Origin of the sequence: Stappia sp. BW2 (genome assembly GCF_008107695.1) — a bacterium.
Lineage (GTDB): Bacteria > Pseudomonadota > Alphaproteobacteria > Rhizobiales > Stappiaceae > Roseibium.
On record NZ_VIRG01000066.1, the window covers coordinates 382,089 to 395,920 of the forward strand.

Annotated in this window: 12 protein-coding genes; 1 reads left to right on the forward strand and 11 read right to left on the reverse strand. The window is 60.5% G+C overall.

Features of this window, described 5'->3' with window-relative positions:
* Positions 1–63 precede the first annotated feature (63 nt).
* The 7 genes from FMN63_RS13260 to FMN63_RS13290 form a co-directional block, all read right to left on the reverse strand.
* Entirely contained in the window at positions 64–804 is a 741-nt protein-coding gene (locus tag FMN63_RS13260; protein WP_148584441.1) for an SDR family oxidoreductase, read from the reverse strand.
* Between the two features lie 125 nt (positions 805–929).
* On the reverse strand, positions 930–2,384 hold the full coding sequence (locus FMN63_RS13265) for an aldehyde dehydrogenase family protein (RefSeq protein ID WP_148584442.1): 1,455 nt from the start codon (positions 2,382–2,384) through the stop codon (positions 930–932).
* Between the two features lie 11 nt (positions 2,385–2,395).
* Complete coding sequence (locus FMN63_RS13270) at positions 2,396–4,000, reverse strand: ABC transporter ATP-binding protein (RefSeq protein ID WP_148584443.1); 1,605 nt, start codon at positions 3,998–4,000, stop codon at positions 2,396–2,398.
* On the reverse strand, positions 3,997–4,827 hold the full coding sequence (locus FMN63_RS13275; RefSeq protein ID WP_148584444.1) for an ABC transporter permease: 831 nt from the start codon (positions 4,825–4,827) through the stop codon (positions 3,997–3,999). The genes FMN63_RS13270 and FMN63_RS13275 overlap by 4 nt, the downstream gene beginning before the upstream one ends.
* A complete protein-coding gene (locus tag FMN63_RS13280) occupies positions 4,827–5,774 on the reverse strand; it encodes an ABC transporter permease (protein ID WP_148584445.1) in 948 nt (315 codons plus the stop codon). The genes FMN63_RS13275 and FMN63_RS13280 overlap by 1 nt, the downstream gene beginning before the upstream one ends.
* Positions 5,775–5,875: 101 nt before the next feature.
* Positions 5,876–7,360 (reverse strand): ABC transporter substrate-binding protein, encoded by a 1,485-nt coding sequence (locus FMN63_RS13285; RefSeq protein WP_148584446.1) that lies wholly within the window; start codon positions 7,358–7,360, stop codon positions 5,876–5,878.
* A complete protein-coding gene (locus FMN63_RS13290) occupies positions 7,347–8,672 on the reverse strand; it encodes an acetylornithine deacetylase/succinyl-diaminopimelate desuccinylase family protein (protein ID WP_148584447.1) in 1,326 nt (441 codons plus the stop codon). The genes FMN63_RS13285 and FMN63_RS13290 overlap by 14 nt, the downstream gene beginning before the upstream one ends.
* Before the next feature lie 86 nt (positions 8,673–8,758).
* Between FMN63_RS13290 and FMN63_RS29845 the strand changes: the two genes are divergently transcribed.
* On the forward strand, positions 8,759–9,298 hold the full coding sequence (locus tag FMN63_RS29845) for a PAS and helix-turn-helix domain-containing protein (protein WP_148584448.1): 540 nt from the start codon (positions 8,759–8,761) through the stop codon (positions 9,296–9,298).
* 22 nt (positions 9,299–9,320) lie between these two features.
* Here the strand turns inward: FMN63_RS29845 and FMN63_RS13300 are convergent, their stop codons facing one another.
* The 4 genes from FMN63_RS13300 to FMN63_RS13315 all read right to left on the reverse strand — a co-directional run bounded on the left by FMN63_RS13300 (position 9,321) and on the right by FMN63_RS13315 (position 13,725).
* Entirely contained in the window at positions 9,321–10,472 is a 1,152-nt protein-coding gene (locus FMN63_RS13300; RefSeq protein ID WP_148584449.1) for an ABC transporter permease, read from the reverse strand.
* Positions 10,469–11,392: an ABC transporter permease gene (locus FMN63_RS13305; RefSeq protein WP_148584450.1), complete on the reverse strand. Its 924-nt coding sequence runs from the start codon at positions 11,390–11,392 to the stop codon at positions 10,469–10,471. The genes FMN63_RS13300 and FMN63_RS13305 overlap by 4 nt, the downstream gene beginning before the upstream one ends.
* 2 nt (positions 11,393–11,394) lie before the next feature.
* Positions 11,395–12,483 (reverse strand): ABC transporter ATP-binding protein, encoded by a 1,089-nt coding sequence (locus FMN63_RS13310; RefSeq protein WP_148584451.1) that lies wholly within the window; start codon positions 12,481–12,483, stop codon positions 11,395–11,397.
* 102 nt (positions 12,484–12,585) lie between these two features.
* Positions 12,586–13,725, reverse strand: coding sequence for an ABC transporter substrate-binding protein (locus tag FMN63_RS13315; RefSeq protein ID WP_148584452.1), 1,140 nt, complete (start codon positions 13,723–13,725; stop codon positions 12,586–12,588).
* Positions 13,726–13,832: the final 107 nt, after the last annotated feature.

A 13,832-nucleotide genomic window follows, 5' to 3' on the forward strand; every position in this document is an offset into this window, starting at 1 on the left:
CTCATCGTTGCGTAGTCTGTTCAGACCTGTCTGATACGTGACTCTGCCACGGCTGATCAATGCTCAGATACAGCGGCCGCCATCGACTTCCATCGCGACGCCCGTGATCATGCCCGCCTCGTCCGAGCACAGGAAACAGGCCGCGTTGCCCATGTCTTCCGGCGTGGAAAAGCGGCCGATGGGAATGGTAGACAGGAACTTGGCACGCATTTCGGGCGTGTCTTCCCCCATGAAGCTTTTCAGCAGCGGCGTTTCACCGGCCACCGGGCAGATTGCATTCACCCGAACACCCGAAGGGGCCAGTTCCACGGCCATTGTCTTCGTCGCGGTGATCATCCACCCCTTGGAGGCGTTGTACCAGTTGAGCCGAGGACGCGGGCTGAGGCCTGCGGTGGAGGCCACATTCAAAATTGCGCCCTTGCCGGCTTCCGCCATGGCCGGGACGAAGTGCTTCGCCGTCAGATAGACCGACTTGCAATTGACCGCCATGACCCGGTCAAACTCTTCTTCCGTGACCTCCTGCATCGGCTTGGGCAGATGCGTGATGCCTGCATTGTTGACCAGAATGTCGACGCTGCCGAGCAGAGACGAGGCAACGTCAGCCATGTGGCTGACACTGTCGTTGCTGGACACATCCGCCTTGATGGCCAGGCCGCCGACTTCGGAGGCAATTTCCTCGGCAAGCTCCAGGTTCAGGTCGGCGACCATCACCTTGGCGCCTTCTGCAGCGAACTTGCGCACGATACCAGCGCCAAAGCCCGAGGCCCCGCCCGTGACAATCGCCTTCTTTCCTTCAAGTCTCATGCAAACCTCCCGATCTTGGTTCCATGCTCTCCGGCGTCATCCAGGCCAAGCGAAGCGCGAGCCGGGATCGGGGAGCTACATTTCATTGTTCTTTTGCCGCGCAACGAAGCGGAGCATCCCGGCTCCTACCCGTGAAACGCCGCCACGGTCTTCAGTGTGGTGAAGCCGTAGAGGGCCTCGAAGCCTTTTTCCCGGCCGTGACCGGATTTGCCCATGCCGCCGAACGGCAGCTCGACACCGCCACCGGCGCCGTAATTGTTGATGAAGACCTGGCCTGTACGGATCTTTTTGGCGAGCCGCATCTGACGCGCTCCGTCGCGGGTCCAAAGGCTCGCGACCAGGCCGTAGTCCGTGCCGTTGGCGATGGCGATGGCTTCGTCCTCATCGTCAAAGGGAATGATCACCTGCACCGGACCGAAGATCTCGTCCCGGGCCAGCACGTGGCCGGGTGAAACGCCGGCAAAAAGGGTCGGGCAGACATAGTTGCCGCCGTCAGGTGCATCCTGCAGCACGCCTTCAGCAACCTTTTGAAGATCCGCACCCCGGTCCAGAAAGCTGGAAACGATGCCCTTCTGCTTTGACGAGATCAGCGGCCCGACGTCGAGATCGTTCAGCGCCGGTCCAACCTTCAGGGAACCGTAACGAGCCGCCATGCGTTCGGTAACCTGATCAACGACAGACCTTTGCACCAGAATGCGCGAGGACGCCGAGCAGGTCTGGCCCGCGTTCTGGATGCCCGCGTTGACCAGAAACGGCAGGGCTGCGTCCAGATCGGCATCTTCGAACACAAGCTGAGGCGACTTGCCGCCGAGCTCCAGTGTGACCGGCACAACATTTTTGGCTGCTGCCGTCTGCACCTGAACACCGGTTGCGACCGATCCGGTGAAGGAAATGTGGTGAACGCGGGGATGAGCTGTCAGAGCTGCACCGGCTTCGGACCCGAGCCCCGGAACCACGTTCAACGCCCCCTCTGGCAAACCGGCCTGACGGGCAAGATCCGCAAAGGCGAGTGCAGTCAGGCAAGCGTCTTCCGCCGGTTTCAAAACGCACGCGTTTCCTGTTGCCAGGGCAGCGCCGACAGATCGGCCGATGATCTGCATCGGGTAGTTCCACGGCACGATATGTCCCGTCACGCCATGCGGTTCGCGCAAGGTGTAAACCGTGTAGCCATCGAGATAGGGAATGGTTTCGCCATGGAGCTTGTCGGCGGCGCCGCCATAAAATTCCAGATACCGGGCAAGCGCTACGGCATCGGCGCGGGCCTGTTTCAGCGGCTTGCCGACGTCGAGGGACTCGATCCGCGCCAGATGGTCGACCTTTTCCAGCACCAATTCGCGCAGGCGAAACAGAAACCGGCCGCGTTCGGCAGCGTTTGTCCGGCCCCACTCCCCTGCCATGGCAGCTTCCGCCGCCGCGACCGCCGCATCAATGTCCGCCGCTCCGCCGCGGGCAATGGCCCCGATGCGTGCTCCGGTCGATGGATCGTTCAGCGGCAGTTCGCCTCCTCCCACAGGGGCCACCCATTTTCCGCCGATCAGGCACTTGGCCGGATCGAACCAAAGGTCCAGGTGCTGGGTCATGGGCTTCTCCCTCAAGCGATACCGGCCGGCAGAACCGGCGCGGCGGCAACAAGTTGTTGTGTGTATGGGTGGCTGGGCCGGTCAAAGACGGTGTTTGTCGGACCTTCTTCAACGATCTTGCCGGATTTCATCACCAGCACCCGATCCGTGATCGAGCGGACCACGCTGAGATCGTGGCTGATGAAGAGGTAGGTCAGGCCGAACCTGTCGGCCAGATCCGCCAGAAGATCGAGCACCTGGGCACGGACGGATACATCGAGCGCCGACACTGCTTCGTCCAGAATGATCAGGTCCGGCTTGATGATCAGCGCGCGGGCAATTGCGATGCGCTGGCGCTGGCCGCCGGAAAATTCGTGAATGTACTTTTGGGCATCGGCCGCGCTCAAGCCGACGCTTTCAAGAGCTTCGGCAACGGCCCTGTCGCGCTCGGCACCACGCGGTGGATTTGACATGAGATGGAACGGTTCGGTGATCAGCCGCTCCACCTTCCAACGCGGATTGAAGCTGCCATAGGGGTCCTGAAACACCACCTGCATGCGCCGGCGCACGATCTGATTTGCATGGTGATGGGTGAAGACCGGCAGACCATCGAACAGGATCTCGCCGCCCTGCACCTCCTCAAGGCCGAGGATCGCCCGCGTAAGCGTCGATTTTCCGCAACCGGATTCGCCGACAAGACCAAGGCTTTCACCTTTGCGGATCTCGAAGCTGACCCCGTCAACGGCGCGAAACTGCGTGGTCTTGCCCCACCAGCCGTGCGTGTGTCCGGTATACTCGCGCACGACTTCCCGCACCTGCAGCAGCGGCGGCTCCAGCATTTCGTGGCTGCGGTCCGGCACGTGGGCCGAAGCTTCCAGCAGCGCGCGCGAATAAGGGTGTTGCAGATTGCCGAAAAGCGCTTTTGCCGGGCCGCTTTCCACCACCTCCCCCTGGCGCATGATAACCAGATCGTCGGCAAGGTCGGCCACGACGGCGAGATCATGGCTGATCAGCATCAGGCCCATGCCATCCTCGGCGACAAGACGCTTCAGAAGATCCAGGATCTGCGCCTGGGTGGTGACATCCAGCGCCGTGGTTGGTTCATCGGCAATCAGGAGTTTGGGCCTGAGCGCAATCGCCATGGCGATGACCACTCTCTGCCGCTGACCACCGGAGAGTTCATGCGGATACCGGCTGAGCGGGAACCGCTCCTGCGGCAGCTCCGCCCGATGCAAGGCATCGGCTGCTCGTGCCATCGCTTCGGCTTTGGAAACACGCTCATGGATCAGGATCGTCTCGGCAACCTGGGCACCGATAGTCTTCAGCGGGTTGAGCGCGGTCATCGGCTCCTGAAAGACCATGCCAACATCCCGCCCGCGCAGGCCACACATTTCGGCTTCGCTCAGCGAGAGGATGTCCTTGCCCAACAGGGTGATTGACCCGTTGCAAGTCGAACCGCCAGGCAACAGTTGCAGCACGGAAAAGGCCGTGATCGACTTGCCAGATCCGCTCTCGCCGATCACACCCAGAATGCGCCCCGGCGCCACTTCCATGGAGACGTCTTTCAGGATCGGCAGACCATGAATGGAAAGCGACAGATCCCGGATGGAAAGGAGGCCGGTTTCGGAGAGGGTCATGTCCGGGCTCTCCTGAGTTTCGGGTCGAGACTGTCGCGCAGGCCGTCGCCCAGCAGGTTCAGCCCGAGCACGGTCAACAGGATGGCGAGGCCCGGAAACAGTGCCAGATGAGGCGCGAGCGATATCATCGTCTGGCTGTCGGCCAGCATTCGGCCCCAGCTTGCCGTGGGAGGCTGTGCACCGAGACCCACGTAGCTCAGACCTGCCTCGGCCAGAATGCCGAGCGAGAACTGGATCGTGCCCTGAACGATCAGGAGATTGGCGACGTTGGGCAGGATATGTTCCAGCGAGATGCGCGCCGAGCCCTTGCCCGCCACCCGCGCCGCCAGAATGTACTCCCGGTTCCAGAGCGACAGTGCGGCGCCTCTCGTCAGGCGGGCGAACACCGGGATGTTGAAGATGCCGATGGCGATGATGGCGTTGAGTGCCGATGCCCCGAACACAGCGGTGATCATGACCGCAATGAGAAGGCTCGGGAATGCAAACACCAGATCATTGGCGCGCATGATGATCTCGTCCATCAGGCCGCCTTTTCTGGCAGCAGCGGCAAGACCGAGCGGGACACCGACGGCCATGCCGATGCCGACGGCCACCAGCGCGACGGCGATGGAGGTGCGGGCGCCGACCATGATCATGCTGAGAATATCGCGTCCGAACTGATCGGTGCCAAAGGGATGTAACCAGCTTGGCGGCTTCATTCGGTTGGCGATGTCCACCACCGTCGTGTCGTATGGCACCCACACAAGACTGATCAGCGCTGCGAGCGTGAACAGCAGCGTCAAAACGGCACCTGGAAGCAGGGTTCGGCTGCGGAACAGGAGGGCCATCAACGACGCCTCCTCAATCTCGGATCGACCCAGGCATACGTCATGTCGACAGCGAAGTTGACGACGATGACCGCAAAGACCAGCAGCATCACGACACTCTCGACCACGATAATATCGCGCGCGCTGATTGACTGAAAGACCAATCTGCCGAGCCCCGGCAGGAAGAAGACGTTTTCGATGATGATGGCGCCTGCCAAGAGAAAGGAGAATTGCAGCCCGAGGATCGTCAGCACTGGAATGAGCGCATTGCGCACAGCATGGCGCCAGAGCGCTTGTCCCTTGCTCAGCCCCTTGGCCCGGGCAGTACGGATGAAATCCTCCCCGAGCGTGTCGAGCAGGCTGGAGCGAATGACACGTGTCAGGATGCTCGCCTGTGGCAGCGCGAGCGCAATTGCCGGCAAGGTCAGTGCTTTCAGGGCAACGAAGAAGCCTGCGTCCCACCCCGGAAAACCGCCGGCGGAAAACCAGCGCAGATTGATGGCAAAGACCAGCACCATCAGCATTGCAAACCAGAAATTGGGAATGGCAATGCCGAGCTGCGTGACACCCATGATGGCCCCATCAGCATGGGAGCCTCGGCGCGAGGCAGCCCAGATGCCGGCCGGAAAGGCGATCAACGTGCTTAGCACCAATGCATAGAGCGCCAGCGGCAAGGACACCCACAGCCGGTCGGCGATCATGCCGGCAACCGGCGTGCGATAGGTGTAGGACGTTCCGAAATCGCCGACCAGAAGTCCACCTGCCCAGGCTGTGTAGCGCTCGAGAATACTGCCGCCGAGGCCCAGCTCCTGGCGCAGCGCGGCCAGTGTGTCTTCCTGGGCGTTGAGGCCAAGCATGTAGGACGCCGGGTCCCCCGGCACCACTTCCAGAGCCAGGAAGATCACCACCGACGCGGCCACAAGGCTGAGCCCGAGGGACAGAAGGCGTTTCAGGAAATATTGCAGCATGAACGCGTCGCGTGCCTATCGGCAGTCAGGTACCGGCAAAAGGAATGGAGGGATGAAAGATGCCCGCACGTGGGGTGCGAGCATCCGCTTTGCAGTATGGGTCAGTCTTCCCAGTAGACCGCTGTCAGGTCCGTCGCCTGGGTCGGCTGGTTTTCCCAGAGCCCCTTGATCTTGGCATCGGCGACAGTCGGGAATGCGAGCTGGAACAGGTAGGTATTGACGTAATCCTTGGAGATCATCTCCTGGGCCTGTTTCAGAAGATCGGAGCGTTTGGCCGGATCGTTCTCCGCCGTCAGATCGGCAAAGAGTTTCTGGAAGTCCGCATTATCATATTGGAAATAGTAGTCCGCACGGGCATAGATGCCGATGTCCATCGGCTCGGTATGGCTGACGATCGTCAGGCCGTAATCCTTGCCCTTGAAGACCTGCTCCAGCCACTGCGCCCATTCCAGATTGGTGATCTCGGTTTCAATGCCGACGGCACGGAGCTGTGCGGCGATGATCTCCCCTCCCCGGCGGGCGTAGGAAGGCGGCGGCAGCTTCAGCGTGGTGGTGAAGCCATCGGCATAACCGGCTTCGGCCAGAAGTTTCTTGGAAAGTTCGGGGTCGTACTGGCTGTTGTCCGTCAGATCGACATAGTCGGGATTATGCGGCGCGAAATGGGTACCAATCGGTGTGCCGTAGCCGAACATCGCACCATCGATGATTGACTGCCGGTCAATTGCATGGGCAATCGCTTCGCGCACCTTGACGTTGTCGAGCGGCGGCAGCTTGTTGTTGGCGGCAAGAATGGTCTCGCCTTCGGTAGAGCCAACCAGCACCTGAAAGCGGGGATCGGCCTCGAACTGCGGCAGGTTTTCCGGTGCCGGGAAACCGACGAAAGCATTGACGTCTTCCGCCATCACGGCAGCGAAGGCAGCCGTCGGATCGGAAATGAACTTGAAGGTGACCTTGTCGAGCTTGGCCGGCTCCCCCCAGTAGTCCGCATTCTTTTCCAGATCGATGCGGTCGCCCTGCACCCAGTCGGTGAACTTGAAAGCACCCGTGCCGATTGGCTTGCTCTTGATATCGGCAATGGATTCCGGCGCGACGATAACCGCATCGCCCCAGGCCATATTGAACAGGAAATTCCCGTTCGGTTCCTTGAGCGTCACCTTCACAGTGAGCGGATCGACCACTTCGACGCTTTCGATGCCGGTGAACAACGCCTTCTGGGCGTTCTGGCTGTCATCGGCCCGTGCGCGGTCCAGGCTGAACTTGACGTCGTCTGCCGTCAGATCCGAACCATCGTGAAACTTCACGCCCTCATGCAGCTTGAAAGTGTAGGTCTTGCCGTCCTCGGAAATCTCCCAGCTTTCGGCAAGACCCGGATTGACCGAGCCATCCGGACCGAAGCGGGTCAGCCCTTCGAAGACGTTGGAATAAAGAACCGAATCAATCGCGCCTGCAGCGGCACCAGTCGGGTCCAGATGCGGTGGTTCCAGTTGCATGGCGACCACGATATCGCTCTTCGCATGGGCCATTCCCACGCTCGCGACCAACGCCAGGGCGCTGACCAGACCCAATCCAAACTTACGCAAACGCATGACTTCCCCCTTTATTGAGGCCGCTTTCGCAAGGCCTTGCCAAAAGCTCGATCAGCGAGCGGCCCATCACCTTCGCAGAATCGAGCATGTCATCCACTCCCACATATTCGTCCGGTTTATGTGCCAGATCCAGAATGCCCGGGCCATAGGCGATGCAATTTTTCAGTTTACCGATACGGTCGATGTGCTTCTGGTCGTATGTGCCCGGACTGACGACATATTCCGCTTCGCGGCCCATGGTCTCGGCAATCGCCTTCGCGACGGTCCGCACGACGGGCGCATCCTTTTCCGTCATGGTGGGCAGCACCCTGTGCAATTCGCGCAGGTCGTAGCGGAACTTGTCACGCTGCCCTTCAACCGTTTTCAGCACTTCCAGAACTTCCGCCTGCACGTCGTCGATGTTTTCCTCCAGCAGAAAGCGGCGGTCGATCACCATGCGGCAACTGTCCGGCACGCAGGGGCTCGGAAGGCCGGTGAAATCTGCTTCGCCTTCCGACTGTCCGCCATGGATGGAATTGATGTTGAGCGTCGACTGCTTGGCCCCCTCCGGCACCACCGGCATTTCAGTGCGCTTTTGCGCGAGCGCCGGAAACAGGCTCTGCTCCATTTCGTCGATCACCGCGCCCATGTGCCGGACGGCGCAATCGCCGAGGAACGGCATCGAGCCATGGGCGATTTCCCCGAAGGTTTCCAGTTCGGCCCACCAGACGCCTCTGTGGCCGAGGCAGATACGGTCCTTGTTGAGCGGTTCGGGAATGATGACATGCTGGACCCGGTCCGGGCTGAAGTAGTCCTTGCCGGCGAGATAGGCGACGCCGCCGTAACCACCCGATTCCTCGTCCGCCGTGCCGCTGATCTCGATGGCCCCGGCAAAATCCGGACAGACGGCCAGAAAAGCCTCGGCTGCGACGATGCTGGCGGCAAGACCACCCTTCATGTCACAGGCGCCCCGGCCATAGATCTTGCCGTCGATAAGTTCTCCGCCGAAGGGATCTTTCGTCCATCCGTGGCCGACATCGACCACATCGATATGACTGTTGAAATGCACGCAGTCACCCGGGCTGTCGCCATCGCGGCGCGCGACGATGTTCCAGCGCGGATATCTGTCGCTGTCACCGGGTGTGCCATGGGCCCGGATCAGCTCGATATCGAAACCGGATCTGGACAGACGCTTTTGCAGATAGTCGCAGATTTCGCGGTAGTTCTCGCCGGGCGGATTGAGCGTGGGGATGCGCAGAAGGTCCTGTGTGAGCGCGATCAGGTCTTCGCGTCTTCCGTCGATCTCACGGATCAGGTCGTCTGCAAGCGCCATCCCGTCTCGGCCTCCCGTTGGAAAAACAGGCAAGAACTATGCTACCGTCAAACTACGGTGCCAATACCGTAGGAACACGGTGAAACATGGAAAATCTCGACCAACTCGCCTTTGAAAATGCCCCCATGGGCCTGGCGCTGACCGAGAAGCGGATCATTCGCGCCTGCAACCAGACATTCGTGGAAATGTTCGGTTTCAAGAAGGAGCAGTTGATTGGCCAGAGTTTCCGGCTGCTGTACGGCACGGACCAGGAGTTCCACCAGATCCGGGACATCGGCCTTGAGCCCCTGCGCCGGTCCCTGCCCTATACGGACGAACGGCTGATGCGGCGCTCCGACGGGACGCCGATCTGGTGCCGGTTCCGCGCCCGCACCCTGACGCCGGAAACGCCGCTGGCCCGGATCGTCTTGAGTTTCGCCCTGATCGACAATGCGGCAGCGGGTCCGAAACTGACACCGCGCGAGCGCGATGTCCTGCTTCTCCTCTCACAAGGCCAGACCAGCAAGGAAATGGGCCGCGTCCTGAGCCTTTCCCCCAGAACCGTGGAAGATGTCCGTGCGAGACTGCTGAAGAAGTTTCAGGTCAAAAGCGTTGCCGTGCTGCTGTCCCGGCTTTCCGGGCAGTAGACGTTAAGCTTCTGACAGGCTGTCACTCGCCCGGCTTCAGCCCGTTGGACTTGAAGGCACCGCCGAAAGGCGACGGGTTGGCCTTGACCGGCTCTTCGGCCGGCGCGGTGGATGCGGGTGCCTGGTTCTGCTTCTGAGCTTCCATTTTCCTGCGTTGCTCCTCCAGAAGTTCCTGCTGGCGGGCACGTTTTTCGTCCAGGATCTGCTGCTTGCAGACGCCGGCATCATGCTGCGTGCCCTGATAGGTGGCAAAGCCCGCAATGCCCAGAAGGATCACGAAAATCGTCAACGGATGGACAAGTGTCCGCAGAACCGGATTGCCATAGATGCGCGACCGCGCGGTAGTGCCGGTCCGCATCACTTCCTTCCGCCGCATGTGGGCTTCGTGCACCACCGCCCCGATCAACGTGATGCCGATGATGATGACCGCCAGCGCCGACAACGAAGGATCGGTCCCGTGCCGGACCTTGGAGGCAAGTGCCGTGGTGAAGGTGTTGCCCGACAGGATCGTGAAGACGGTGGTGTTGTAGTTTTCGAATGATGCCAGAAAGGTCAGGAACGCCGCAGAGCCGATGGCCGGCCCCAGGAAGGGCAGCAGGATCTTTCGGAAGGCCTGCCCCGGCGTTGCACCGAGATCAAGAGCGGCTTCCGTCAGGATCGGATCAAAGCGCTGCAACCGAGCCAGGAACACCAGCATTGCATAGGCGGAAATGAAAGTGACCTGCCCGGCAAGGGTCAGAAACATGCCGCTGTAGAAAATCGAGCCATAGTCCGCCCCGACAGACCTTCCAAAGGCGCCCCAGAAGATGATGGTCGAGATGCCGAGAACCACCCCCGGAATGAGGATCGGCGTGATCAGCACCGTGTAGAGGGCTGCACGCAAGCGGGGGCCAAGCTCCGACAGCGCAAGCGCTCCCGCCAAGCCGATAGGTACGGCAATGACCACCACGCTGACGGCTATCACAAGGCTGTTGGCGAGACCGCTCATCAGCCTGTCGTTGGCAAAGAGAACGCCGAACCATTCCGTCGTGAAACATTCCCAGGGTGTGATCCTCGGGAAAGAGGAGGAGTTGAACGCCGTGATCACCATGATGATCAGCGGACCGAACAGGAAGGTGAAGAAAAGCAGCGAAAAGCCTGTCGCGACCACGCCGCCGCCTGTGCCCCGGTTCATCGGCCGATCTCCCCGATGGAGACCTTGAAGACACGCATCAGCATCATGACGAAGGATATGCAGACGATCAGCAGGATCACCGCATAGGCCGAACCGCGCTGCCAGTTGGCGCTTTCGTTGAACCACTGGTAGATGAGCTGGGTGAACCAGAGGTTTGACGGCCCGCCGAGGATCTGCGGGGCGGCCAAGGCACCTGCCGTGAGCATGAACACCATGGTCGCTCCCGAAGCGATGCCCGGCTTGGCGACCGGCAGCACCACCCGCCAATGCACCCGCCACCAGCTTGCGCCCATGTCCCTGGCCGCTTCGATCTGGTTTCGGTCAAGCGCCTCAACCGCATTGAAGATCGGGAATACCATCAGCAGGATGTAGGCGTATGTCAGGCCCGAGTAGAGCGCAACATCGGCCCGGATGAAATCCACCGGCTGGTCCCACAGCCCCATCGACATGCCGATGCCGTTGATGAGACCGGTGGAGCCGAACAGGACACGGAAGGCGAAGGCGCGCAGGATCTCGTTCACCCAGAAAGGCACGATCAGACCGATCACCATCATTCGCGCCGCCACCCCGGTGGCCGAATGGGCCAGGATGAAGGCAATCGGGTAGCAGAGCAGAATGTCGATGAAGGTGACGAACACCGCCGCGATCAGGGTTTTGACCAGGATTCCTATATCGAGCGTGTTGACCGTGCCATCATTGCCTTGAAAGAAATAGGCATAGTTTTCAAGCGTATAGACATCCTGCGGGCCACCCACTTCAGCCGCCGGCAAATTGAACCGGAAGGAATAGTCGAGCATCGCCACCTGCGGCAGCGTGATCAGGCAGATCACCCAGAACAGCACCGCAACGGCGACGAAGGAGGCAGCTCCAAGGCCATGCTTGCCCGAGATTTCACTGAAGACGTTTTGAAGCACTTTCATCGTCACGCCCCCGCCAGCGCGCCATGAGGCAGGACAATTGCCTGCTCGGGCGTGAAGCCGAGCGAGACCGTACCGCCGGAGAGATTATCCGGCGTGCCGCCAAGGTTGACCCGGGTAAGCCGCAGCTGGACGCCGTTCGCTTCCAGGAACAACTGCCTCGAGTTGCCTTCAAACTCTTCCTTGACCCAGTTCGCGGTCAGCGTGTTGGGCGTACCGCCTTCAAGGCTCAGCTGCTCGGGCCTGATGAAGAGGATGCAGTCTTCGCCTGCTTTATATTGCCGCCCGCCTGCCGCCCTTCCCTGAAGACGGCCAAATGGGGTTTCGACGGAAACCAGCGCTTCCGTCTGCTGGGCGACCTTGCCTTCAATGGCATTGGTTTCGCCCACAAACGAGGCGACGAAGGAGGTCTTGGGACGATTGTAGATGGTCTCAGGCGGATCGACCTGTTCGATCACACCGGCATTCATCACCGCGACACGGTCGGACATGGTCAGCGCCTCGCCCTGGTCGTGTGTAATGTAGATGAAGGTCAAGCCGACGCGCTGCTGGATGGCGCGCAGTTCGGTGCGCATGTGGTGGCGCAGTTTCAGGTCGAGCGCGGACAGTGGCTCATCGAGCAGGAGGATGTCGGGCTCAACCGCCAAAGCGCGGGCAATGGCCACGCGCTGCCTCTGACCGCCGGAGAGCTCGTGCACCTTTTTGTCGCCGACACCTGGAAGCGCGATCATGTCCAGAAGTTCGTCCGCCCGTTTACGCCGCTCCTTGCGGCCAATACCCCGAACTTCCAGCGGAAAGGCGATGTTGTCGGCAACGCTCATGAGCGGAAAGAGCGCCAGGTTCTGAAAGATCAGGGCCGTCGGCCGCTTGTTCGGCCCGATGCCTCTCATATCCTGTCCGCCGATCAGGACACGGCCTTCGGACGGGTCGGAAAACCCGGAAATACACCGCAACAAGGTGGTCTTGCCACAGCCGGATGGACCGAGGAAAGAGAAGAACTCCCCGCCCTTGATGACGAGATGCGCATTGTCGACCGCGGTATAGGCCCCAAAACGAATGGAAACGTGATCCAGAACAATATCTTTTGTGGCCATGACGCTCTCAGAAGGACGGCGGAAAAGGAAGACGCAAGCAAGGCGGCCGAGGCCGGGCGACACTGCGCCCGGCACCACACCATTGAGAAAGCCGGAAAGGCCTTATGCGGACAGGAACTTGTTGGTGTATTCGGTCCGCTTTTCCGAGTACCAGGGGGCTTCCGCCGGCCAGGCGTTCAGGTTGTCCAGCGCTTCGCCCGGATAGGCATCGGCGAAGTTCTTGGCATAGACCTCACCACCAAATTCGGCAGCCCCGAGAACCGGTGAATTGTAGCCATGGGTCTTGATGGCTTCTCCGGCGAGCTTGGCGTCGTAAGCCGTCTCGATGAAGGCATAGATCTGTTCGATATTCTTCGCACCTGTCGGCATGGCAAGGCCATCGACCCAGGCCATCGCCCCTTCCTTCGGCGCCCGGTACATGACGGGTTCACCGGCGGTTTTCAGTGCAAGCGGAGGACCGTCCCAGGTCTGACCGACGATCACGCCTTCGTTCAGGAGACCGTTTTTCTGGGTATCGGCATCGTTCCAGATCAGCTTGATATTCGGCTTCTTGGCGATGGCAGCCTCAACAACCTTGGTCCAGACTTCGTCCATCATTTCAGGGCTTTCATATGCGGCCCACATGGAGCCCGGCTCCAGTTCGCCGCGGCCTTCGAGACCGAGACCGAGGCCAAGCAGCATGGAGTGTCCACGGCCCATGGTCTTGCCTGCGTTGGCTTCATCCCAGACATCGTAGTAGCTCGGGAATTCGCCACCTGGAACGAAGGCATCCGTCCGCCAGGCAATGCCTTCCGTGCCCCAGATATGCGGCAGCCAGAACACGCCCTTGCCGTCAAAGTTCCAATGGGTTTCGCCAAGCGCCATGGACGGGTTGACCTTGTCGATGGCCACTTTGGACATGTCGAACGGCTGCAAAAGGCCGAGTTCGGCCCAAAGGAGGTTGCGGTTCACGGTCGGGGAAACGATGTCAAAGCCCTCGCCGTTGGTGGCTTTCAGCTTGTTGATGATCTCTTCGTTGGAACCGATGCCGGTGAAGTTGATCTTGATACCCGTCTTGTCGGTGAAGCCGTTGACGAAGCTTTCCGGCAGATAATCCGACCACATCATGATGTTGATTTCACCGGATGAGGCCAGCACGCTGGAACTGACGATCGCCGGCATGGACAGACCCGCGCCTGCCGCCGCAGCGGTCTTCAGGAAATCGCGCCGCGTCGCGGATCCCCCCTTTTTAAAACTGATCATGACTTCCCCTTCACTGATGGTTTCACCAAACTGTTCTCGCTCTGGCGCATTACAGGTCGCAGTTTTTAGGAAAGGGTCGCATTGCCCGGACGATCCTGCGCAGCGTT

Excerpts from the sequence above, each read along its gene's own strand:
- FMN63_RS13260 (WP_148584441.1), bottom strand. The coding sequence starts at position 804 with ATGAGACTTGAAGGAAAGAAGGCGATTGTCACGGGCGGGGCCTCGGGC.
- FMN63_RS13265 (WP_148584442.1), bottom strand. The coding sequence starts at position 2,384 with ATGACCCAGCACCTGGACCTTTGGTTCGATCCGGCCAAGTGCCTGATC.
- FMN63_RS13270 (WP_148584443.1), bottom strand. The coding sequence starts at position 4,000 with ATGACCCTCTCCGAAACCGGCCTCCTTTCCATCCGGGATCTGTCGCTT.
- FMN63_RS13275 (WP_148584444.1), bottom strand. The coding sequence starts at position 4,827 with ATGGCCCTCCTGTTCCGCAGCCGAACCCTGCTTCCAGGTGCCGTTTTG.
- FMN63_RS13280 (WP_148584445.1), bottom strand. The coding sequence starts at position 5,774 with ATGCTGCAATATTTCCTGAAACGCCTTCTGTCCCTCGGGCTCAGCCTT.
- FMN63_RS13285 (WP_148584446.1), bottom strand. The coding sequence starts at position 7,360 with ATGCGTTTGCGTAAGTTTGGATTGGGTCTGGTCAGCGCCCTGGCGTTG.
- FMN63_RS13290 (WP_148584447.1), bottom strand. The coding sequence starts at position 8,672 with ATGGCGCTTGCAGACGACCTGATCCGTGAGATCGACGGAAGACGCGAA.
- FMN63_RS29845 (WP_148584448.1), top strand. The coding sequence starts at position 8,759 with ATGGAAAATCTCGACCAACTCGCCTTTGAAAATGCCCCCATGGGCCTG.
- FMN63_RS13300 (WP_148584449.1), bottom strand. The coding sequence starts at position 10,472 with ATGAACCGGGGCACAGGCGGCGGCGTGGTCGCGACAGGCTTTTCGCTG.
- FMN63_RS13305 (WP_148584450.1), bottom strand. The coding sequence starts at position 11,392 with ATGAAAGTGCTTCAAAACGTCTTCAGTGAAATCTCGGGCAAGCATGGC.
- FMN63_RS13310 (WP_148584451.1), bottom strand. The coding sequence starts at position 12,483 with ATGGCCACAAAAGATATTGTTCTGGATCACGTTTCCATTCGTTTTGGG.
- FMN63_RS13315 (WP_148584452.1), bottom strand. The coding sequence starts at position 13,725 with ATGATCAGTTTTAAAAAGGGGGGATCCGCGACGCGGCGCGATTTCCTG.